The sequence below is a fragment of the Pedobacter westerhofensis genome (genome assembly GCF_900182595.1).
GTDB classification, from domain to species: domain Bacteria; phylum Bacteroidota; class Bacteroidia; order Sphingobacteriales; family Sphingobacteriaceae; genus Pedobacter; species Pedobacter westerhofensis.
In genome coordinates this window covers 283,162-305,475 of sequence record NZ_FXTN01000004.1, presented here as the reverse complement: position 1 = coordinate 305,475, position 22,314 = coordinate 283,162, and the positions used below count along the sequence as shown (strand labels likewise).

Annotated in this window: 24 protein-coding genes; 7 read left to right on the top strand and 17 right to left on the bottom strand. The window is 46.3% G+C overall.

Annotated elements, in window-relative coordinates; translation table 11 throughout:
* Positions 1-17: 17 nt before the first annotated feature.
* The 9 genes from nrdE to FN831_RS09305 all read right to left on the bottom strand — a co-directional run bounded on the left by nrdE (position 18) and on the right by FN831_RS09305 (position 10,094).
* On the bottom strand, positions 18-2,108 hold the full coding sequence (nrdE, locus tag FN831_RS09345) for a class 1b ribonucleoside-diphosphate reductase subunit alpha (protein ID WP_142527959.1): 2,091 nt from the start codon (positions 2,106-2,108) through the stop codon (positions 18-20).
* A 5-nt stretch (positions 2,109-2,113) separates the two neighbouring features.
* The gene (gene nrdI, locus FN831_RS09340) at positions 2,114-2,476 is read right to left on the bottom strand and encodes a class Ib ribonucleoside-diphosphate reductase assembly flavoprotein NrdI (protein WP_142527958.1); all 363 of its coding nucleotides are present in this window, start codon (positions 2,474-2,476) and stop codon (positions 2,114-2,116) included.
* A 21-nt stretch (positions 2,477-2,497) separates the two neighbouring features.
* The gene (locus FN831_RS09335) at positions 2,498-2,740 is read right to left on the bottom strand and encodes a thioredoxin family protein (RefSeq protein ID WP_142527957.1); all 243 of its coding nucleotides are present in this window, start codon (positions 2,738-2,740) and stop codon (positions 2,498-2,500) included.
* 449 nt (positions 2,741-3,189) lie between these two features.
* A complete protein-coding gene (locus tag FN831_RS09330; RefSeq protein ID WP_142527956.1) occupies positions 3,190-4,029 on the bottom strand; it encodes a hypothetical protein in 840 nt (279 codons plus the stop codon).
* Between the two features lie 72 nt (positions 4,030-4,101).
* Entirely contained in the window at positions 4,102-4,839 is a 738-nt protein-coding gene (locus tag FN831_RS09325; RefSeq protein WP_142527955.1) for a (Fe-S)-binding protein, read from the bottom strand.
* An 86-nt stretch (positions 4,840-4,925) separates the two neighbouring features.
* Positions 4,926-6,251, bottom strand: coding sequence for an MFS transporter (locus FN831_RS09320; protein ID WP_142527954.1), 1,326 nt, complete (start codon positions 6,249-6,251; stop codon positions 4,926-4,928).
* Between the two features lie 21 nt (positions 6,252-6,272).
* Positions 6,273-6,983 carry a head GIN domain-containing protein gene (locus tag FN831_RS09315; protein ID WP_246101439.1) on the bottom strand — a complete coding sequence of 237 codons (711 nt, stop codon included), beginning with the start codon at positions 6,981-6,983 and terminating at the stop codon, positions 6,273-6,275.
* Positions 6,984-7,004: 21 nt separating this feature from the next.
* Complete coding sequence (locus FN831_RS09310; protein WP_142528143.1) at positions 7,005-8,897, bottom strand: RecQ family ATP-dependent DNA helicase; 1,893 nt, start codon at positions 8,895-8,897, stop codon at positions 7,005-7,007.
* Positions 8,898-8,903: 6 nt separating this feature from the next.
* Positions 8,904-10,094, bottom strand: a complete 1,191-nt coding sequence (locus tag FN831_RS09305; RefSeq protein WP_142527952.1) for a BaiN/RdsA family NAD(P)/FAD-dependent oxidoreductase — start codon at positions 10,092-10,094, stop codon at positions 8,904-8,906.
* Positions 10,095-10,151: 57 nt separating this feature from the next.
* Between FN831_RS09305 and FN831_RS09300 the strand changes: the two genes are divergently transcribed.
* Together FN831_RS09300 and purE are read left to right on the top strand one after the other, a co-directional pair.
* Complete coding sequence (locus FN831_RS09300; RefSeq protein WP_142527951.1) at positions 10,152-11,291, top strand: 5-(carboxyamino)imidazole ribonucleotide synthase; 1,140 nt, start codon at positions 10,152-10,154, stop codon at positions 11,289-11,291.
* Positions 11,291-11,773 (top strand): 5-(carboxyamino)imidazole ribonucleotide mutase, encoded by a 483-nt coding sequence (gene purE / locus FN831_RS09295; RefSeq protein ID WP_142527950.1) that lies wholly within the window; start codon positions 11,291-11,293, stop codon positions 11,771-11,773. Before FN831_RS09300 ends, purE begins: the two co-directional genes overlap by 1 nt.
* A 318-nt stretch (positions 11,774-12,091) precedes the next feature.
* Here purE and FN831_RS09290 read toward each other — a convergent pair whose 3' ends face one another.
* Both FN831_RS09290 and FN831_RS09285 read right to left on the bottom strand, forming a co-directional pair.
* Positions 12,092-12,583 carry a YybH family protein gene (locus FN831_RS09290; RefSeq protein ID WP_142527949.1) on the bottom strand — a complete coding sequence of 164 codons (492 nt, stop codon included), beginning with the start codon at positions 12,581-12,583 and terminating at the stop codon, positions 12,092-12,094.
* Positions 12,584-12,763: 180 nt separating this feature from the next.
* Positions 12,764-13,327, bottom strand: a complete 564-nt coding sequence (locus FN831_RS09285; RefSeq protein WP_142527948.1) for a YqgE/AlgH family protein — start codon at positions 13,325-13,327, stop codon at positions 12,764-12,766.
* 49 nt (positions 13,328-13,376) lie between these two features.
* Here FN831_RS09285 and pdxH point away from each other — a divergent pair, with 49 nt between their 5' ends.
* The 4 genes from pdxH to FN831_RS09265 are packed head-to-tail and all read left to right on the top strand — an operon-like array spanning position 13,377 to position 17,510.
* On the top strand, positions 13,377-14,027 hold the full coding sequence (gene pdxH, locus FN831_RS09280) for a pyridoxamine 5'-phosphate oxidase (protein ID WP_142527947.1): 651 nt from the start codon (positions 13,377-13,379) through the stop codon (positions 14,025-14,027).
* An 18-nt stretch (positions 14,028-14,045) separates the two neighbouring features.
* Positions 14,046-14,936, top strand: coding sequence for a 3-hydroxybutyryl-CoA dehydrogenase (locus FN831_RS09275; RefSeq protein ID WP_142527946.1), 891 nt, complete (start codon positions 14,046-14,048; stop codon positions 14,934-14,936).
* A 9-nt stretch (positions 14,937-14,945) separates the two neighbouring features.
* Positions 14,946-15,968, top strand: a complete 1,023-nt coding sequence (gene ruvB / locus FN831_RS09270) for a Holliday junction branch migration DNA helicase RuvB (protein WP_142527945.1) — start codon at positions 14,946-14,948, stop codon at positions 15,966-15,968.
* Positions 15,969-16,001: 33 nt separating this feature from the next.
* Complete coding sequence (locus FN831_RS09265; RefSeq protein ID WP_142527944.1) at positions 16,002-17,510, top strand: bifunctional GNAT family N-acetyltransferase/carbon-nitrogen hydrolase family protein; 1,509 nt, start codon at positions 16,002-16,004, stop codon at positions 17,508-17,510.
* 74 nt (positions 17,511-17,584) lie between these two features.
* Here the strand turns inward: FN831_RS09265 and FN831_RS09260 are convergent, their stop codons facing one another.
* Positions 17,585-17,812 carry a hypothetical protein gene (locus FN831_RS09260; RefSeq protein ID WP_142527943.1) on the bottom strand — a complete coding sequence of 76 codons (228 nt, stop codon included), beginning with the start codon at positions 17,810-17,812 and terminating at the stop codon, positions 17,585-17,587.
* Positions 17,813-17,882: 70 nt separating this feature from the next.
* On the opposite strand from FN831_RS09260, the gene queG reads away from it, so the two are divergent.
* Complete coding sequence (gene queG / locus FN831_RS09255; RefSeq protein WP_142527942.1) at positions 17,883-18,839, top strand: tRNA epoxyqueuosine(34) reductase QueG; 957 nt, start codon at positions 17,883-17,885, stop codon at positions 18,837-18,839.
* A 540-nt stretch (positions 18,840-19,379) separates the two neighbouring features.
* On the opposite strand, the gene arsB is transcribed toward queG, so the two are convergent.
* Genes arsB through FN831_RS09230 form a run of 5 tightly spaced genes read right to left on the bottom strand, consistent with a single transcriptional unit; the run spans position 19,380 to position 22,283 of the window.
* Positions 19,380-20,459: an ACR3 family arsenite efflux transporter gene (gene arsB, locus FN831_RS09250; RefSeq protein WP_142527941.1), complete on the bottom strand. Its 1,080-nt coding sequence runs from the start codon at positions 20,457-20,459 to the stop codon at positions 19,380-19,382.
* A complete protein-coding gene (locus FN831_RS09245; RefSeq protein ID WP_142527940.1) occupies positions 20,459-20,878 on the bottom strand; it encodes an arsenate reductase ArsC in 420 nt (139 codons plus the stop codon). The genes arsB and FN831_RS09245 overlap by 1 nt, the downstream gene beginning before the upstream one ends.
* A gap of 7 nt (positions 20,879-20,885) precedes the next feature.
* Entirely contained in the window at positions 20,886-21,377 is a 492-nt protein-coding gene (locus tag FN831_RS09240; RefSeq protein ID WP_142527939.1) for a GNAT family N-acetyltransferase, read from the bottom strand.
* Between the two features lie 7 nt (positions 21,378-21,384).
* A complete protein-coding gene (locus FN831_RS09235) occupies positions 21,385-21,915 on the bottom strand; it encodes a DUF6428 family protein (RefSeq protein ID WP_142527938.1) in 531 nt (176 codons plus the stop codon).
* A 38-nt stretch (positions 21,916-21,953) separates the two neighbouring features.
* Entirely contained in the window at positions 21,954-22,283 is a 330-nt protein-coding gene (locus FN831_RS09230) for an ArsR/SmtB family transcription factor (protein WP_142527937.1), read from the bottom strand.
* Positions 22,284-22,314: the final 31 nt, after the last annotated feature.

Here is a 22,314-nt window from a genome sequence, read left to right as displayed (position 1 = left end):
TTTCTTAGATTATAGGTTTACACTGAACAGGACACACATTCGTCAATACCGGCTTTCCTGGTACGGGTATAATACAGGGATTTCAATCCCATTTTATGCGCATAAATATAATATTTTGCAATATCACGCGTGGTATCCTTCGTATTGGTGTGCAGGATTGTAGAAATTCCCTGGTCTACATGTTTCTGGATCACCGAGATCAGTCTCAGTACATTCTTCTGGTCCATATCATAGGCAGATTTATAGAAGAAGTAATTGTCATTGTCCAGGTATGGCATCGGATAGTATGTAGTACTGTCGCCATATTCCCTTACCTCAATTACATCCACCACTGGCATTACCGATGCAGTAGCGTTCATGATATAGGATGTAGACTGGTTAGGCGCAATAGCGAGCCTGTAGGCATGGAATATACCATGTTCCTTCACATCAGCCATCAGCTGTGCCCAGTCGGCCGCTGTAGGGATCTCCACGCCTTCAAACAGGGCAGCGATTTTATCATTCACAGGAACGATATCTTTGGCGATATACTGCGCAAAGTAATTTCCGTTGGCATACTCCGATGATTCAAAACCTACAAAGGTTTCTTTTCTTTCCCGGGCAATCTCCATAGAGCTTTGCAGTGAGTAAAAGTTGACCATCATAAAGAACACATTACAGAAATCAAGCGCCTCTTTGCTTTCGTACATGATAAAATTCTTGGCCAGAAACCCGTGCAGGTTCATGGCGCCAAGCCCTACGCTGTGCAGCTCCTTGTTTGCTTTCTGTACCGATGGCACCATTGCAATATTGGTGATATCAGAAACGATCGTCAGGGAGCGCATCGCTGTTTTCACCGCTTCCTTGATCCTCTTGTTGTCCATTACCGTAGCAATGTTCAGGGAGCCCAGGTTGCAGGAAATCCCGTAACGGATTTTATCTTCAGTACCGTAAATCTCAATATCAGATACATCTGAGATCTGCATGATCTCGGTGCAGAGATTGGAGAACTTTACGTTGCCTATATCTTTTAGAGCATGGCCCCTGTTGGCATTCCCTTTAAAGAACAGGTACGGGTAACCGCTTTCTTTTTGTGTCTGCGCGATCTTCACCATCAGGTGACGTGCATTTACTTTTTTCTTTTTTACGGCAGGATTGGTCACGAGCTCTTCGTACATCTCGTCCATATCCATTTCATCAAGATATTTGCCGTATTGTTTTAATACCGTGTGCGGATGGAAAAGGTAGCAGGCTTCGTCCTTTTCGGCCAGTTCCATAAACTTATCAGGAACTACCACACCGATAGACAGTGATTTGATCCTTACTTTCTCATCAACATTGATCTTTTTACAGTCGAGGAACTCCTCGATATCCGTATGGAATACATTCAGGTACACCGCTCCTGCTCCCGGACGTTGCCCCAGCTGGTTGGCATAAGAGAAAGTATCTTCCAGGATCTTCATGATCGGAAGCACCCCGCCAGCGCGGCCTTCCACATCTTTGATGGATTCGCCCCTGGCGCGGATTTTCGACAGGTTGAAGGAAACACCTCCGCCGATTGACGACAGTTTCATTGCCGAATCAATCGCGTATCCGATACCGTTCAGGTTATCACCGATTTCATCCAGGAAACAGGAAACAAGTTCACCCGAACGTTTTTTACCTGAGTTTAAAAAGGTAGGTGTTGCAGGCTGGTATTCCTGGTTGATCAGCATTTCTGCATATTCCAGTGCCTGTTTCACATCGCCCCTGGCCAGGAACAGCGAAACCGCAACTACGCGGTCTTCATAGCGTTCCAGGAATTTCTCGCCGCTATCGTCCCTGAGCGCATAGCTCTGGAAGAATTTGAATGCGCTCATGAAAGACTGAAACCTGAATTTCTTGGCATAAACCATATCATACACTTCCTGCATCTGCTCAAAAGTGTACCACTGGTAAAAGTCAATATAATATTCCTGTTCAATCAGGTAGTCGATTTTTTCTTTCAGGGTGTAAAAGAAAACCGTGTTTTTGTTGACATAGTCAAGAAAATAGGAACGCACGGCTTCCTTATCTTTGTGAAGGCTGAATTCGTCGTCGTTTTTTACCATGATCTCGTTGTTCAGCAAGATCCATTTTTTAGTTACCATATCTATTAGCCCTCTATATTGTCTATAAATTTTTGAATGTCTGCCATCGTGCCCGAAAGCTCAAACTGCATCAGCACCGGCAGGTGAAACTGTGCTGAGATCTTTGTTGCTGCCATCCCGTAGTTCGGGCCCCAGTTTTTGTTACCACTGGCCGTTACCGATTTGATCATGCTGCTGTTCTGTTCCAGAAAATGCAGCGTGGAAAGTGGTACTTCTCCAAAGCCAGTGGTATAGGTAATCAGGTGCCCGGCATGCTCTGGCTTAAATGTGCCCCCGATCTTCTGTATCCTCCAGTCGCGGTGGAGTTTAAGCCGGTTTACAAAGCGTTCCACATTTCCCGTTTTACTGTCGTAATAAATCCAGGTCATCAGCTGCAGGTCATTGAATCCCTAACTTGCCAGCAGGGCAGATAATTCTTCGGGTTTAAAACCAATTACGCGTTGCAGTTCCTGCTCCTGCTCCATCAGGATGACAGTTGGAACAGAACGCACCCTGAACTGCATGGCCAGTTCCGGCTGGTTAAACGGATTGATTGTTTCATATACCACACCTTTTCTGTCCAGGTATTCTGAAACCATATTGCATGGATTGCAATCGTCTTTTTCGAATTTGATGATTCTTTTTGTGCTCATTTGCGAAGGTTCTTTTTTAATTCAATCAGCCCTCATGCCGACCTATTTTAGCGGAGATCAAAAATGCAAATTCTGCCGTGGAATGATTCTAAATGTTATCAACACCAGTGGAAAATACGCTGCCAATTATGACGGATTCTTTACCCCTAGGGGCTAAAAAATAGTTATACTTATGTACAACCGATTCGCAACAGACTCGAAAAAAGAGTATTGTCTAAAAAAAACATGAGCTGAAAAGATCTGCTAAAGGTGTTGGTAACTCGTTTTAGCTACCAGCAAATAGATTGAAAAAGGGTATAAAAAAGGGAGGGTAATCCTGGAGGAAAATGCAGTGTAAAATTACGGTAAAAAGCTTCGCAAAATTGTGTATAAATTCCAAACTGAACGATCACCTGATCAGCACCAGGGCAAATAAAAAAGGCCTTTGCAGGCCTGTTATATCATTTCGCTTAGTTAATCGTTATTGTTCTTACCTGTCCGTTGGCGCCCGTTCGGTTTCCGCGGAACTGTTTTCTCCGTGCTTCCATTTTAGCGCGGTATTGTGCCTGAGTGAGGGGGATCACTTTTTTCGGCAGGCTCACGTCTTTTTCGCTTACTTTACGGAACTCGATGCTTTTAGCATAGACATGCGTGCCCTTTCCTTCGATCGCCAGTACAGCACCTTCAGTCCATAATCCTGGATTCGGTGAAAAATCAAAACCCAGATCATTGGTATACCAAACGCTTGTTTCGTCAGTAATCACCTTCTCCTCTTCCATGATCTTGCGTTTAATGGTAGTCTTTACCGTCACTTTATGACATGGAAAACCGAGGATATTCTTTGTGTCGTCACTTTTGATGAACTCCACAACGGGCGCAGCCTGCTGCATGCCAAATCCCTGCTGGGAGAGGTCGCCCAGTTTATCTTCCATCACAAAAGTGGAATCGTTTAGATCGAAAACCTCTGACAGTTTATGCTCAGCAAATTGATAATAGTAATCTTTATTGGTACCTCCAAAGCCGCCGAAACGAAAGCCTCCGCCCTGTCCGCCGCTGTTATTGCTGTCTTCCGTTTCCTCTACCGGCATGTAGCTGGCATTGGTTAAGTTAAACAGCAGTTCGTAGTTGGAGACCGAGCTTTTCGGCATTCTTGCCAAAGCCTGTTCGCTTAGTTTGATCCCATTGGCAGCAGCCATGGCCGCCGGGTCAAAAGTGCTTTCAAATTGAATGGCACCAGATTTTTTTGGTTGTGCTTTAAGCTGGGCAGAAAGGCCCAGCACACAGATTGAGGCGATAAGAAATCGGTTCATTGTATATCAGTTAAACATGCAAAATTAATTCAAAGCAACCACAGCAAGATGTTAAAAAAGGTTAAATAAATATTAATATTCAGTGCTTTCCAGCCATCCGTTAGCCAGTACATCTGCCAGGTGCATCGTCTTTAAAGATAGGTTATTCTGGTCGATATACCCCTGCAGGTGCATCAGGCAGGACAAATCTGTTGAAATGATATAATCTGCATCCTGGTCCAGCGCATGGTTTACCTTCTGCTCTGCCATGGCCGATGAAATCGCATCAAACTTCACTGCAAAGGTACCGCCAAAACCGCAGCACATATCGGTGTCCTTCATTTCCAGCATTTCCAGTCCGTGGACCTTGTCCAGCAGCTGTCTCGGTTCTTCCTTGATCTTGCATTCACGGAGGCCACTGCAGGAGTCGTGATATACCGCTTTACCTTCCAGCTCGGCACCAAAATAATCCTTCTTCAGTACATTGATCAGGAAATCCGACAGTTCAAAGATATTGCCCTGCAGGGTCCTGCATTTATTGTGGACGTTTGAATTGGTAAATAAATCGTTAAAGCCATTTTTCACCATGCCTACACAAGAGGCAGAAGGAGCAACGATATAATTGCTGCCGGAGAAATCGTTCAGAAATTTAGTACCCGTTTCCTTTGCCTGTTCCCAGTACCCGGCATTATAGGCCGGCTGCCCGCAGCAGGTCTGGCCCGGGTTATAATCTACCTCACATCCTGCTTTCTCCAGCAGTTTGATGGTGCTGAATGCTGTCTCAGGATATAACTGATCAACAAAACAAGGGATAAATAATTCTACTTTCATCAATTGGTCTAATTTTATTTGTCCGACGATTCAACGAATTGAATAAATCCTGTCAGGATCATCGATAATGGTTAAAAGTACTCGTTTTATACGGCAAATGTCTGATTCTCAGTCTTTGGTTCCACTTTGCGCAGCAGCAGCAAAAATACCAGGCCAATCACAAAAAACGCTGCGAGCGCAATCAGTGAATTCTGCATACTGCCTGTAAATTCTTCAATATAGCCAAAACTAAACATTCCGATCACCAGGGCAACCTTTTCAGTTACATCGTAAAAACTAAAAAAAGAGGTATGGTCAGGGCTTTCCTGTGGCAAAAACTTGGAGTATGTGGAACGGGAGAGCGACTGTATCCCTCCCATAATCAGTCCTACCGTGGCCGCAAGATAATAAAACTGCATTTCAGTAGTTACAAAGTAAGCGCCCGCACAGCAGCCGATCCAGATGATCACCACCCCGATCAGCACCTTTACATTGCCAAAATACCTGCGGGAGAGAAATGACATCAGCATTGCCCCGGGGATGGCCACAATCTGCAGCAGCAGGATCGTCGCGATCAGCTTTGAGGTGGGCAGGTGCAATTGTTTTTCACCAAAGATCGTTGCCACCAGCATGACCGTCTGCACGCCCATGGAGTAGAAGAAGAAAGCCGTAAGGAACCTTTTCAGGTAGGGCATATGTTTCAGCTGCGCCCAAACCTTGCGCAGTTCCTTAAAGCCGCCGGTGAGCCAGCTGGCCCTGGCCTTCTGCAGATCCGCTGTCCCGGCAGGCAGCTTCCTGAAGGGTATCTGGGCAAACAAGGCCCACCAGATCCCCACCATCAGAAATGACAGTCGTGAGGCCTGTCCTTCGCCCGACAAGCCAAAGGTGGATGGAAAAAATACAAATACAAAACAGATCAGCTGCAGGATGATACTGCCCACATAACCATAGGCATAACCTTTGGCGCTTACACTGTCCTGCATATCTGGCGTAGCTATTTCAGGCAGGTAGGCATTGTAAAAAACCAGGCTGCCCCAGAAACCGATAGCGGCCAGTACAAACAGTACAATACTTAGCTGCAGGTTCTCGATTTCAAAAAAGTAGAGGCCGCAGCAGGCCAGCGAACCGATATAGGTAAAGATCTGCATGAACAGTTTTTTGTTCCCCCTTGAATCTGCGATCGAAGACAGGATGGGCGATAACAGCGCAATTACCAGAAAAGCAAAGGCAAGGGCATAATTATACAGGGCAGAGTTCACAAACTTCTTGCCCATAAAGGTCACATAATCAATCGTATTGTTATCCTTATCTGAAGTGATGATGGTATAGTAGGCAGGAAATATAGTTGAGGTAATTACCAGGTTATAAGCCGAGTTTGCCCAGTCGAAAAATGCCCATGAACGAATTACTTTTTTATCATTTTTTGGTTCCATGTAAGCAGCGGAATTGCAGTATTAATTTACTTTTTCAAGTTTATAAGTACCTGTTTTCTTCTCGTCCAGTTTCTTCGGGCTGCCTTTATAACTGATATCGGCAGAACCTGTGCTGTTGATCTTCAGTTCGTTCAGTACATTGATCTTTAATTTGGCAACTCCCTCTACGTTCAGGTCGGAAATACCTGTTACAAAATCAAAGGCAGTCATCTGAATGGCTCCCTTGCTTTTCAGTTCATGCGCACCGGCCTGCCCCAGCAGGACAATATTGGCTGCCCCGTCAGTATTGGTAACCAGCTTTCCGGCATTCATCTGCAGCATCAGCATGGTAGCGCCTGATAAATTCATTTCCAGGTCGTTTACATTGATCAGTGAAGACGTGTAGATATGTGCGGCACCCTCTGCTTTCAGTTTTTTCAGGTCGCCGATCCCCGCACTTACAATAATTGAGTCCTTACCACAATACTGTTTTGCATCCAGCTTTACCTGCAGTTCATGTCCGCTGACTTCAACCTTAACCATATCGATTACCGCAGAGTCTGACTGCACATTTACTTTATAACTGCTGTCCTGGCGCATCACAAGCCTGATCGGCCCCTTCACGGAAATTTCATCAAAGGGTTTAAGCGTAAGGTCCCGGGTAGAAAGAATGCCCAGGTCTTCAACACATTTGGATTTACATGCTGTAAAAAGCACAGGCAGGACGAGCAGGCAGAGTAATTGTTTTTTCATCATATATAATTGAACATACAATCAAAGATAATAGTTTTTGCCATCAGTTTTAATTTTACCTGCATCAAGCAGCTCGCGTATCCGGCCAAGCTTCTCCTGGTCGGAGCCCGTTTTCAGTTCCTGCACCAGCTCATCAAGGCTGCGCAGCCCTGCCTGCAGCAGCGTAGCGATTTCAAAATCAACCTTGTCCGTCAGTTCTGCCAGCTCCTCTTCCTTCCTTTCAGCCAAACAAACATCACATTCCCCACATTTATCTGCGTTGGGCTCATCAAAATAGGCCAGCAGCTGTATACTGCGGCAAATCTGCGTACTGCCATAGGCCAGCACGGCACTGATCTGCTCTGCCTGCACCTTACGGCGCAGTTCTATATATTTCACATCCGTATCCAGGTGCAGGAGATCTACCCTTGCCAGGATATACTGCAGTTGGGGCTGGTCGCTTTGCGGCAGGTAAGACAGCAGTCCCTGCTCCTGCAGGTTAGTGATCTGCCTCACCACATCGTTATAAGAAATGCCCAGCCGTTTGGCAATATCGCTTTCCGTGACCGGCGCATAGTGGTCAAACATACCCCCGTACAGGCGCAACATCGTTTTGATCAGCGGGTCATAGCCTGAATTCTCGATCTGAAAGCGGTACACATCTTCATTTCCGGCAGTAAACATAACCCTGGAGGGCAGGAAGATATTTTCTGACAGCGTAAGGTATCCGTCGTGCTCCAGGAACTTGAGCGCGCCGATGGTCTTGATCACGCCCAGCTTAAACCTTTTACAGAAATCCGCGAGGTCGAAACTAAAGCTTACCCCCGCACCGGCGCCATAGGCCAGCTGAAAGTACGAGCCCAGATAATGATAAGTTTTGCGGATTTCTTCCACGCTTGGGAAACTATCGGTATACTTTGCTTTGAGCGCCGCCTGGTCAGACTTGTTGGCCAGCAGTACCGCATAGGAACGCCTGCCGTCCCTGCCTGCACGCCCCGCCTCCTGGTAATAGGCTTCGAGGCTTTCCGGCAGGTCCAGGTGTACCACAAAACGTACATCGGGTTTGTCGATCCCCATTCCAAAAGCATTGGTGGCCACCATCACACGGATCTTGTTCTGCTTCCATTCTGATTGCTTGCGCGAGCGTTCATCCTTTTCCAGCCCCGCGTGGTAAAAGTCGGCGGCAATATTGTTCCGCTGTAAAAACAGCGCTACTTCAGAGGTTTCGCGCCGGTTGCGGACATACACCAGTCCGCTGCCCTTTACATTGGTTGCGATCCCGATCAGTTTTTTATACTTATCCTCCAGGTCGAACACCACATAGCTTAAATTTTTACGTGCAAAACTCTGGACAAATATCTTAGGATTTTTCAGTTCGAGTTTATCCTGGATGTCCTGCCTTACGAAAGCCGTAGCTGTGGCCGTGAGTGCTATAAACGGAACATCCGGATGGATTTCCCGGAGTGAGCTGATCTGCAGATAAGGCGGACGAAAATCATATCCCCACTGGGAGATACAATGCGCTTCATCAATGGCAATCAGATTTACATTCATATAAGAAATACGCGTCCTCACCAGGTCGCTCAGTAACCGCTCCGGTGAGAGGTACAGGAACTTGATGGGCCCGTAAATGCAGTTGTCCAGCAGGATATCGATCTCGCGCTTGCCCATTCCTGCATAAATCGCGACAGCATTGATCCCTTTCGCTTTCAGGTTCTCCACCTGGTCTTTCATCAGCGCGATCAGCGGCGACACTACGATACAGATCCCTTCCATCGCCATTGCAGGCACCTGGAAACAGAGGGATTTCCCTCCGCCGGTGGGCAGCAGCGCCAGCGTGTCCTCCCCTTTCATTACAGCAGAGATGATCTCTTCCTGTAAGGGCCTGAAGGAGCTGAAGCCCCAGTAATGCTTTAAGATCTCTGTTTCCGTCATCATCTTTTATATCCCCTGTGCAATGACAAAACCACAGGCCCAGGCCCACTGGAAGTTGTAGCCGCCCAGCCAGCCTGTCACATCTACACATTCCCCGCCAAAGTATATGCCGGGCAGCTTTTTTGATTCCAGGGTTTTAGAAGACAGCTCTGCGGTGTCTATTCCGCCCCGCATCACCTCGGCCTTGTCGTAGCCCTTATCGCCTGCCGGTTTTACCTTAAACAAATGTATCGTAGAATGGATTGTTTCCATTTCAGATTTTGTCAGCGAGGCCACGGTTTTGCCCAGGGGCAGGAATTTGCCCAGTGCATCGGTAAACTTCTTTGCAAAATACCTGTTCAGCAAGGTAGAGAGCAGGGTTTTACCGTTATATGTTCTTTCTTCTTCAATCAGATCTGCAATCTCTTCATGCGGCAGCAGGTTGATATTGATGCTTTCGCCGGCACGCCAGTACGAGGAGATCTGCAGTACCGCCGGGCCGCTGAGGCCCCAGTGCGTAAAAAGTATATTCTCTTCAAAGGAGATCCGCTCATTGCTGATCTCCACAAACACGGAATTGCCTGAGAGCTGCGCATACCAGTCCTCATCCTTCCCGGTGATCGTAAGCGGCACCAGTGCCGGTGCAGTTTCTACGATATTCAGCCCCTGCTTCCGCGCAAAACGCAGTGCGAAGTCGGTTGCCCCCATCTTTGGAATGGGCAGCCCGCCAGTGGCGATCACAATCTTTGGTGCTGTTAACCGATACTCTTTTCCGTTCCGCTGATACAACACAGTATACTGATCTTCACCTCTGATCACATCAGTAACATCCGCATCACAGCGGATCTCCTGTCCAAAGTCGTCACACAGCCCTGTAAACATGTCTACAATCGCTTTTGCGTTCTGCTCTTCGGGGAACAGCTGTCCCAGTGTTTTTTCTTTTCCGCGGATACCATAGGTTTCAAAAAAACTAACAGTATCTGCTACCGTCCACTGCGTAAAGGCAGATTTGGTAAAATGTTTATTTCCCGAAATGAACTGTTCATCACTGGCAAACAGATTGGTGTAATTACATCTTCCCCCTCCTGATATTAATATTTTGGCACCTGCTTTACTCCCTTTTTCGAGGATAACTACCTTCTTTCCAAGGTATCCGGCCTGCACCGCACACATTAATCCACAGGCCCCGGCACCAATTATTATAGCATCTGCATCCATCAAATCCGTTTATATTGTTATTTTTGTGCAAAATAAGCATAACTTTTTCATATCGATATGGCAAAACAAATAAGTGATTCTAAATTGGGGATTTTAGGCGGGGGACAATTAGGCAGAATGTTAATTCAGGAAACCATTAATTACAACCTGACTACGCTGGTTCTGGATCCTGATAGCGACGCTCCCTGTAAACACATCGCCAATTACTTTGAATGCGGTTCTATTACCGACTACGATACGGTTTATAAGTTCGGCAAGAAAGCTGATGTGATCACGATTGAAATCGAAAAAGTAAATATTGAAGCACTGGAGCAGCTCGAAAAAGAGGGCAAACTGGTATTCCCGCAATCCCGCGTGATCAGGCTGATCCAGGATAAAGGCGTACAAAAACAGTTCTTCAAAGAAAACGATATTCCTACGGCCCCTTTCCAGCTGGCCAATACCAAGGAAGATATGCTGCATTCCCATATCCCTTTCCCTTATATGCTAAAACAGCGCAGGGACGGTTATGACGGCAAAGGCGTGATGCGGATTAATTCTGCCGCCGATCTGGATGATGCTTTTGAAAGCCACTGCCTGATCGAGGAGATCGTAGATTTTGAAAAAGAGATTGCCGTGATCGTTTCAAGGAACTCTAACGGGGACGTAAAAACCTTTCCGATGGTAGAGATGGAGTTCAATGCCGAAGCTAATCTTGTAGAATTCCTGATCTCGCCATCTACCTATCCTGATCATATCCAGGAGCGGGCAGAAACTATTGCCAAAAATATTGCCGGTGCCTTAAATGTAACCGGGCTGCTGGCCGTAGAGATGTTTATCACCCGTGATGGTGACATCCTGGTGAACGAGCTGGCACCAAGGCCGCACAACAGTGGTCACCAGACCATCGAGGGCAATTATGTATCACAGTTTGGGCAGCACCTGCGTTCTATCTTTAACTTGCCATTGGGCGATACCCGTTCGATCAGCAATGCCGTGATGATCAATCTGCTTGGCGAGAAAGGCCATGAAGGTGTGGCTACCTATCAGGGGATGGAAAAAATCCTGGGCCTTGATGGTGTATATGTACACTTGTACGGTAAGAAATATACCAAGCCTTTCAGGAAGATGGGCCATGTAACGATCGTAGACCAAAACCGCGAGGCCGCGATCGAAAAAGCAAACTATATCAAAGAAACACTAAAAGTAATATCTTAATGAGCGTTAAAGTAGGAATAATTATGGGCAGCAAGTCTGATTTACATATCATGAACGATGCTGCTGATATTTTAAAGGGATTTGGAGTAGAATTTGAAATGACGGTTGTCTCTGCGCACCGTACGCCCGAAAGGATGTTTACTTACGCCAAAGAAGCTGCTGGCAGGGGTTTAAAAGTGATCATTGCCGGTGCTGGTGGTGCAGCGCATTTACCGGGCATGGTCGCCTCAATTACGGTACTGCCGGTGATTGGTGTTCCTGTAAAATCTTCCAACTCTATTGACGGATGGGATTCTATACTGTCTATCCTGCAAATGCCCAATGGCATTCCTGTAGCTACGGTAGCGTTAAATGCGGCAAAAAATGCCGGATTGCTCGCTGTGCAGATCCTTTCTACTTCTGATGAAGGCCTTGCTGTTAAGATGCAGGAGTATAAAGATGATTTGAGAAAAGCGGTTGAAGCATCGGCGGAGACGATGTAGATTTTCTCGGGTTCTGAGATCATCTGGCTGCGCTGAAAAAATGGTACCCTGTATCGGTGCTGCATTATTTTGCTACGCAAAAAAACGCTAGGCATCGATACAGGGTATCATTTTTTTGACGAGTATCGAATGCGTGGTGCTTTAACCCACCGGCTTACTAAACTGTCTTAACTGGTTATCTAATCCATTACCAGCGCTACTCCTATTTTTTGCACTTCATTAACTGATTATCTAATTCATTAACAGCACATTTTCAGTATTCATTAAAAGCACAATTTCAGTATTCATTAACCGTACATTTTCAGTATATTGAGGGATTTACATTGCTGGTCTATCAGAATTGTAACACTGCCGGAAAATTCTCCATTTTCCATTTTCCTTTTTCCAAAGTGACAAATACTTACCAACTTCCCATTGAACGCCTTCAATTGTTTTAACCACATATGTACCTTCCTCGGTAACCATGTTGCTGTTTCCCCAAACAGCCAATGTAGTTAAAACCAGATCCAGGCCATTTTGATCAATCTTTTGATTATAAAATTGTTTAATGCTTTCCCTGCCCTCAACGGCAGGGGAATTTGGTGGCATATGTTTCGCATCTACAGTGTAAATTTTCGCTGCAGATTCCGTGTCAGCATTGTGAAGACTTTCAGAAAATTGTCTGTTCAGCGACACAATTTCGTTTTTGGCCAGCTCAGCGTCAGATGGATGGGTGACTTTCCCCGTTATTCCCGGACGGTTTTTGGCCGTAAAACCAAATACGACACATCCAAATAATAATGCAATTAGTGGTAGAGTAGTTCTTTTCATTTTTCCGGATCAAATTCAAATGAATATATGTTTGAGATCCGATAAAAATAGCGTTCATAACTACCTTAGCCTATACCCTAAACTGGTGAAGTTATATTGTAAAAAGCATAACTCACTAATAATATGAAATATACAGGAAGTCCTGCCCTATCAGAGCGCTGCCTGCAACACAAATGGATTTTAATTCAGATTGGGATTTTGCGGAAAATTACTGATGTGTGCATACTTAGGGCCTAGATGGATAATCACGTCTTTCCACAATTGCTCTTCATCAGCAGAAAACACCATATCCGGATCGTACTGGTCTGATACGATCCAGGTATTTGCTTTGATCTCGCCCTGCAGCTGCTGCTCGCCCCAGCCGGAATAACCCACAAAGAATTTCACTTCTTCCTGTGTCACCTCGCCCTGCCCCATCAGCGCTTTCAGCGTTTCAAAGTTGCCTCCCCAGTATACGCCTTTGGCAATTTCTTCGCCATCGGTAATCCTGTCCGGACAGCGGTGGATAAAGTGGATCGTATCGGTAGCTACCGGCCCTCCGTAAAAAACAGGGAAATTTGGTGCACCGATATCGGCGATCAGGTCATCAACCATCAGCAGGCTGGGATGGTTCACCACAAATCCAAGTGTCCCTGTATCACTGTGTTCGGTCAGTAAAACCACAGACCGCGCAAAATTGGGATCATTCAGAAAAGGTTCAGAAATAAGCAGTTTCCCTGCTGAAGGTGCCAGTTGACTTATCATTCCGAAAATTACTGATAATTTTAAAAAAACTAAAACCTATTTTTGTGGAATGGAGCTTACTAAAGAAAGTATTCAAAATTTGAGACAAGATTACCGTTCTGCAACGCTTGCAGAGGCGGATGTTGACAAAAACCCGGTTGTGCAATTTGGCAAATGGTTTAAAGAGGCGCTGGACGCACAGCTGTACGAGCCCAATGTGATGACACTGGCTACGGCCGACCGCTCCGGCAAGCCCACGGCACGGATTCTACTGCTCAAGGGCTTTACTGACGAAGGCTTTGTTTTTTACACCAACTATGCGAGTAAAAAAGGGCAGCAGCTGGATGAAAACCCGCAGGCCGCAATGGTATTTTTCTGGGCAGAACTGGAACGCCAGGTGCGCATTGAGGGAACAATTTCCAAAGTAACTGAAGAAGAGTCTACGGCCTATTTTCATTCACGCCCCGCAGGCAGCCAGATCGGCGCCATGGCATCCCCGCAAAGTTCGGTGATCCCTGACCGTGAAATCCTGGAAGAGCGTGTACAGGAACTGACGGTAGCCTATGCAGAAAAAGAAATACCCCGCCCCGAGCACTGGGGAGGTTATATCCTGGCGCCCTCTCATATTGAGTTCTGGCAGGGACGCCCGAGCAGGCTGCACGACAGGATTACGTATACAAACGAAAATGGCGTATGGACAATTAACAGGCTTGCACCATAAGACCAAACCAAATATAAAATGAACAAAATAGCAGTCATCGGATCCGGAACGATGGGAAATGGCATTGCCCATACCTTCGCCCAATTTGGCTACGAGGTAAACCTGATAGATGTTTGTCAGGAAGCGTTGAACAAAGGATTAAATACGATAGGCAAAAACATTGACCGTCAGGTAGCCAAAGGCACGCTGACCGAAGAAGAAAAAACTGCTGCCCTGCGCAGGATCACTACCTTCACGGATCTGAAAACAGGTGTTGCCGAAGCAGACCTCACGGTTGAAGCGGCTACCGAAAACCTGGAGCTTAAACTAAAGATCTTCAGGGAACTGGATGCTTATGCAAAGGCCGGTTCGGTACTTGCCAGCAATACGTCATCGATATCGATTACCCAAATTGCTGCCGTAACCAGCAGGGGCAGCAACGTGATCGGCATGCATTTTATGAACCCCGTGCCGGTAATGAAATTGGTAGAGGTGATCCGCGGTTATGCTACGTCGGATGAAACTACAGCACTGGTGATGGAGCTTTCGCGCAAGCTTGGGAAAGCCCCGGTTGAAGTGAACGACTATCCCGGCTTTGTGGCCAACCGCATCCTGATGCCCATGATCAACGAGGCCATCTTCAGCTTATATGAAGGTGTTGCCGGTGTGGAAGAAATCGATACCGTCATGAAACTAGGCATGGCGCATCCGATGGGCCCACTGCAGCTGGCTGATTTTATCGGCCTTGATGTTTGCCTGGCGATCTTAAATGTCTTATACAAAGGCTTTGGCAATCCCAAATATGCCCCCTGCCCTTTGCTGGTAAATATGGTAATGGCTGGTAAAAATGGCGTAAAATCGGGCGAAGGCTTTTACGATTATGCCAGGGGAACCAAAGAAGCACAGCCGGCAGCAAAGTTTTTATCTTAACTTTACAACATGAACGAAAACCTTGATCCTTCTTCAGAAAGCTTAAGCCCCGGTGAAAGGGATATAGAGAAAGTGTTGCGGCCGCAGGCATTTGAGGATTTTACCGGTCAGGAAAAGATCATGGAAAACCTGAAGATCTTCGTTAAGGCCGCAAAACTGCGTGGCGAGCCTTTAGACCATGTGCTGCTTCACGGCCCTCCGGGACTGGGCAAAACTACCCTCTCCTATATTGTGGCCAATGAAATGGGCGTGGGGATCAAAGTCACCTCCGGCCCTGTGCTTGACAAACCGGGCGACCTGGCCGGGCTGCTCACCAACCTTGAAACCGGAGATATCCTTTTTATTGATGAAATCCACCGTTTAAGTCCCCTGGTTGAAGAATACCTGTATTCTGCCATGGAGGATTTTAAAATAGATATTATGCTGGAGAGCGGGCCCAATGCCCGTTCCGTGCAGATCACATTAAATCCTTTTACGCTGGTTGGGGCTACTACCCGCTCCGGCCTGCTTACCGCACCATTGCGTGCAAGGTTCGGGATCAACTCGCGCCTGGCCTACTACGATGCCAAGCTGCTCACCACCATCGTGCTGCGCTCTTCACAGATCCTGAAAACACTGATCACCGAAGAAGGCGCCTATGAGATTGCCCGCAGAAGCCGCGGCACACCCCGTATTGCCAATGCACTGCTGAGGCGTACCCGCGATTTTGCACAGATCAAGGGCAATGGTACCATTGATACGGCCATTGCCAAATATGCGCTAACCGCCCTGAACGTGGATGAACACGGACTGGACGAGATGGATAACAAGATCCTGCTCACGATCATAGACAAGTTCAAAGGCGGGCCGGTTGGCTTAAAGACCATCGCTACCGCCGTTGGCGAGGACGAAGGAACGATTGAGGAAGTATATGAACCTTTCCTGATCCAGGAAGGCTATATGATGCGGACATCCAGAGGCCGGGAGGTAACTGAAGCCGCCTATAAACATTTAGGCCGGTCTTTTGCAGCACAATCGGGACGCTTGTTTTAAAGCATAACACATTTCCTATAAAAAACACGATACATGAATATTGAAACACGAAAACTCACCCTTGAGGATTACAACGATCTGAAAGAGTCGATGGAACAGGCTTACGATACGCTGGGCGGACAGATCTGGAGCAGGCAAACAATCGCTAAGCTGCTGAAACTTTTCCCCGAAGGTCAGTTATGTATTGCTGTAGATGATAAAGTAGTGGCCTGTTCTCTGGCCATTATTGTTGATTATGATGAGTATGGAGATAAACATACTTATGAAATGATTACCGGAAAATATACATTTTCGACGCACGATCCCAATGGTGATACCTTATATGGTATCGAAATCTTTGTTTCCCCTGAATACCGCGGGCTCCGTCTGGGGCGCAGGTTATATGAGGCCAGAAAAGAACTTTGTGAAAGCCTTAACCTGAAAAGTATCATTGCAGGCGGCCGCATACCGGGATACCACTCTCATGCAGATACTTTAAGCCCAAGACAATATATCGATAAGGTAAAAGCGAAAGAGCTGTATGACCCAACCCTCACGTTCCAGATTTCCAACGATTTCCACGTCCGTAAGGTCTTAAAAAATTACCTGCCCGGGGATCATGAGTCAAAGGAATTTGCTACGCTGATCGAGTGGAACAACATTTACTACCAGGGTATTGATGCTTCGGCACGCTCCGCAAAAACCATTCGTTTAGGCCTGGTACAATGGCAAATGCGTTTGTTCCCTGATATGGCGGCGTTTTATGAGCAGGTAGAATTCTTTGTGGATGCGGTAAGCGGTTACAAATCAGATTTCCTGATGTTCCCCGAGCTTTTCAATACGCCTCTGCTGCAGCCCTACAATCACCTGCCGGAAATGGAAGCCATGCGCAAGCTGGCAGAACTGACCGCAGAAATTGTAGAGAAGATTCAGGAATACGCGGTGTCTTACAATGTAAATATCATATCGGGCAGTATGCCGATACTGGAAAACAATAAGCTGTACAATGCTACCTATCTCTGCCACAGGAGCGGAAAAACCGAAGAATACCGCAAGATCCACATCACGCCTAACGAGCAGAAATACTATGGTATGGTGGGCGGAGATAAGCTGCAGGTATTTGATACCGACTGCGGAAAGATCGGCATCCTGATTTGCTATGATGTAGAATTCCCTGAACTGAGCAGGATCTATGCCGATCAGGGAATGCAGATCCTCTTTGTACCTTTCTTAACGGATACACAAAACGGATATACGCGTGTACGCAGATGTGCTCAGGCACGTGCGATTGAGAATGAATGTTATGTAGCCATTGCGGGTTGCGTAGGTAACCTGCCGAAAGTGAACAACATGGATATCCAGTTCGCACAGTCGGCCGTTTTCACTCCATCAGACTTTGCCTTTCCTACCAATGCGGTAAAGGCTGAAACTACGCCAAATACAGAAATGATGCTGGTGGTTGATGTAGACCTTCACCTGCTGGATGAACTGCACCATTTTGGTACGGTTAAGATCCTGAAAGACCGCCGTAAAGATCTATATGAAGTAAAACTGCTGAAATAATATCAGGCTGATATAAAATAAATAGGGCCGGCTACATCATCTGTAGCCGGCCCTATTTGTTGATCGCCCTGTGGTTAACTGGTATGCGGGCGGTCTTTAAAAAATATCCAGTATAAAACAGCAAGGATAATGATCAGGATGGGGATGATCCATTTCATGGTGGGCCCTGCACCTTTATCATTTTCTTCATTCACAGCCTGAGGCGACGGACCGGGATCCTGCTCATGCTTTGCATAATCATGTTCAACCGGTTTTGCGTTCCCATCAGGGTTTTCCGAGTATTTGGGATCTGTATTTTCCATAAATTTAGATTGTGGTTACATTCAGATAACAAAACTATACGTAAAAGGTTTTCATACCTTTGCAGCTGAGATGTACAACAATGCCGCGAAATATAGTAAGCTGATCAAAGACGAAGCCCTGCGCTTAGGCTTTATGCAATGCGGTATTGCCAAAGCGGGATTTCTTGAAGAAGAGGCGCCAAGGCTTGAAAACTGGCTGAAGAACCAGCACCACGGGCAAATGGCATACATGGAGAACCACTTTGACAAGCGGCTGGACCCACGCCTGTTGGTAGAGGATGCCAAATCTGTGATCTCGCTCACGCTCAATTATTTCCCGGTTGAACAGCAGAGCGACCCCAATGCGCCAAAGATCTCCAAATATGCCTACGGTGCTGATTACCATACGGTAATTAAAGACAAAATGTTCCAGTTGCTGAATTTTATCAATGAGCAGATCGGTGCGGTTAGCGGAAGGGCCTTTGTGGATTCTGCGCCGGTGCTTGACCGTGCCTGGGCTAAACGTGCAGGGATTGGCTGGGTAGGAAAAAACAGCAATATCATCAGCAAAAAAAGTGGTTCCTTTTTCTTTCTTGCAGAGCTGATTGTTGATCTCGACCTTGAATATGATGCGCCTTTTGCCACTGACCACTGCGGCACCTGCACCAAATGTATTGATGCCTGCCCTACGGATGCGATCCTCTCTCCTTTTGTGATTGATGCAAATAAGTGTATATCCTATCTTACCATTGAGCTGAGGGAGGAGATTCCTGCCACATTTGGCAACCAAATGGAGAACTGGATGTTTGGCTGCGATATCTGCCAGGATGTTTGTCCCTGGAACAGGTTTTCTGCTCCGCATACGGAGCCTGCGTTTGAGCCCAATGCGCAGTTGCTGCAAATGAAGCGCGAGGACTGGCTGGATATCACCGAGGATGTATTCAAACAGATCTTTAAGCATTCTGCGGTCAAGCGTACCAAGTTTAAAGGCTTAACGCGTAATATTGATTTTATTAAACAGTTGCCTGCTGCAGAGGGCAAATGCTGATCATCCTCATGGCATACAATGAATTACCAACCTGATGCCTTATTAGTATATACATTACATATGCAGATAGATACCAGGTGTACACTAGTTGTATACTGGTTTGTATTGGAATAAGGTTGCAAACGCGTTCGCTTGGCGTTGAACGCGGGTTGCTTCGTCTTTTACCCAAACCAACCCCTGCCCAACATCAAAGCAATGCCTCTTCAACACCTTATCAACACAAAGCAGTACACGACCAGTGCATGATTTGTCCTATACTGATATTAGTGTACAGTAAAAAAGTAAATTACTGATTTGTCTTATACTGAGATTACTTGACAAATTAGGAATAGTAATTATTGGGTTTTATTAGTTGAACTGTTTTTACTTGACATTTGTTTTTGGTTCGCCTGAAATCACTTGACCTGAGAGATTATAGGCCTGAAAATGCTTGACCTGATTTTCTTTTGCTGCGGCGTGGGTGTATTGTGATACAGGTGTATAGAATATTCTTAATATTAATCTCTAATTTATATCATTAGGTAATTCTTTAGAGGAATCTCAATCAACAATCCCTTCCCTCACATAATACCTCTTCCTGAACCAGAACGCCACATTCACCAGTGCAATCAATGCCGGAACTTCAACCAATGGCCCAATCACACCTGCAAAAGCCTCTCCGGAATTGATACCAAAAACACCAATTGCAACCGCAATTGCCAGTTCAAAGTTATTTCCGGTAGCAGTAAAAGCAATCGCAGCGCTTCTGGAATAATCCGCTCCAAAGTATTTGCCAGCGAAAAAGCTGATCACAAACATAATCGAAAAATAGATCAGCAGCGGCAGGGCAATCCGCAGCACGTCCATTGGGATCTTTACAATCAGGTTCCCCTTCAGGCTAAACATAATCACGATTGTAAACAGCAGTGCGATCAGTGTAACTGGAGAAATGACGGGAACAAACTCTTCCTGGAACCAGTCTACGCCCTTTAGCCTGATCAGCGCATACCTGCTGATGATCCCCAGGACAAACGGAATACCAAGATAGACTCCCACACTTTTAGCAATTTCCACCATAGTAATATTAACCTGAAGGCTTTTTAATCCAAAAAACGGTGGCAGCACAGTAATAAAGAGATAAGCAAACACACTGTAAAGCAGCACCTGAAATATACTGTTCAGCGCAATCAGCCCCGCTGCATATTCCCGGTTGCCCTCTGCAAGTTCATTCCAGACCACCACCATGGCAATACAGCGGGCAAGCCCGATCAGGATCAGGCCAACCATATAGTCCGGATAATCCCGCAGAAATGTGATCGCCAGAAAAAACATCAGCAGCGGACCGATCACCCAGTTGAGGATCAGCGACACAGACAATACTTTCGTGTCCTTAAACACCTCTCCCATCTTTTCATATCTTACTTTCGCCAGTGGCGGGTACATCATCAGGATGAGGCCAATGGCCAGAGGGATATTTGTAGTGCCGCTGGAAAAGGAATTGATAACCTGAGAAGATGAGGGCACAAAATACCCCAGCGCTATACCTGCGGCCATCGCAGTAAAAATCCATAAGGTAAGAAAGCGATCCAGAAAGCCCAGCTTTCTTCGCTCTGCGGCCGGATAACAATGATCATTACCCATTAATTACTGAGATGGCGGATCACAAAATCTGCTGAATAAGCTTTGATCAGCTCGCGCACCCGTCTGAATTCATTCATGATTTCCTCCGCTGTTCCTGTTGCTTTTGCAGGATCGGGAAAGTTATAGTGATAACGTTTTATGTTGCCGGGAAAGACAGGGCATGCCTCACTGGCATTGTCGCACACCGTGATCACCGCATCAAAATCAATTCCTGAATATTCATCCACATGATTGGAGGTATGGTTTGAGATATCGATATGATCTTCGGCCATGACCTGAACAGCTTTTGGGTTTACACCATGTGTTTCTATCCCTGCGCTATATATTTCGGCAGCATTGCCTGCAAAGCTTTTTAAATAACCTTCGGCCAGCTGGCTCCTGCAGCTGTTGCCGGTACAGAGTACCAATACTTTTTTCATTTATAACTTAATCTTGTCCCCTTATTTTACTTCTTCTTTCCATCAATACAGTATTGCGCCAGATCCCATCCATTTTGCCGATCTTTTCGCGATAGCCAACTTTGCGGAACCCGCATTTTTCATGCAGGCCGATGCTTGCGGTATTTTCCGGGAAAATGCCGGACTGTAAGGTCCAGATATTATTCAACTCACTTTCGGTGATTACTCTTTGCATTAAAGCTACTCCAACACCCCGGGCCCTGAAATCCTGATGGACATAAACACTGACCTCCGCCACGCCGGCATATACGCACCTTGACGATACCGCTGACAGCGCTACCCAGCCCGCAACGGACTGATCTATAAGTGCAACGTACCTTACTTTCGGGAGGTGAGAGTGATCCCATTCTTCCCATTCTGATGCTGTTGTCTGAAAAGTTGCCTGTTTTGTGGCTATCCCCTGCAGATAGATTGCCCTGACATCTTCCCAATGATTTTGAGCTAATTCTACGATTTCCATAATTCAGTTAGCAGCAGCCGGAACCGGGCTCACAGGTTTGCCCCGCTCCTGCCAGGTTGATCATTTGTAACTTGGGTTTATTGGTATCTCCGCAAGTCTGTCCCCGTCCGGTGGCTTTGCACTGCGTATAATCAGGAACCAGGTTGACAATCAGGTTACCATCACTGATGATAAATTCTCCCGGATACATTTGCCTGGTGTCAAACTGTGAATTGCCAAATTCAATCTTCACGATGCCAATCGGGTTTAGTGGCAGCGACTGCTCCACGAGGCGTACGATAGACAAAGCCTTGCTCACCGGCATTGCCCTTTCGGTATCGCGCTGTTCAGGTTCCCAGAGCTGCACGATTACTTCTGTCCAGGTATTCATGATTCCTCCGCAGTCTACAGAAACGATCGGGGCCTGCTTGATTTCAGTGATATGATACGATGCATCAACCCATTGATCCTGCGCATACTGGAATTGTAGGGTTAAGTCCGGATATTGTTCTAATGTAGCTTTAAACGTTTGCCAGTTGGTTCGTTCGGTTAGTAACATAATATTGCAATTTTACGATTGATATAGTTAAAAAAAGGTTAACAGCACTTAGTTTCGCCTTTGTAAGCACCGAGGAAAGCGCCAAGCTGATTTTCCAGCAGTTTCCAGGTTACGGGGTTGATACAATAACAAATACTTACCCCCTCGATTGTTCCCTGTATGATCCCTGCAGTCTTCAGTTCTTTCAAATGCTGAGAGATAGTGGCCTGTGCCAGTCCAAGTTCCTCTACCAGGTCACCGCAAATACAGGTATTGGAGATCAGTATCCTCTGCAGGATCGCAATACGCGCCGGGTGGGCCATCGCTTTTAGCAAGGTAGCCAGCTGGTTCTGTTCGTCGTTAAATATCTCAGTTTTTGTAAGTCCCATATATTGTATTGCAATATTACGATTAATAGCT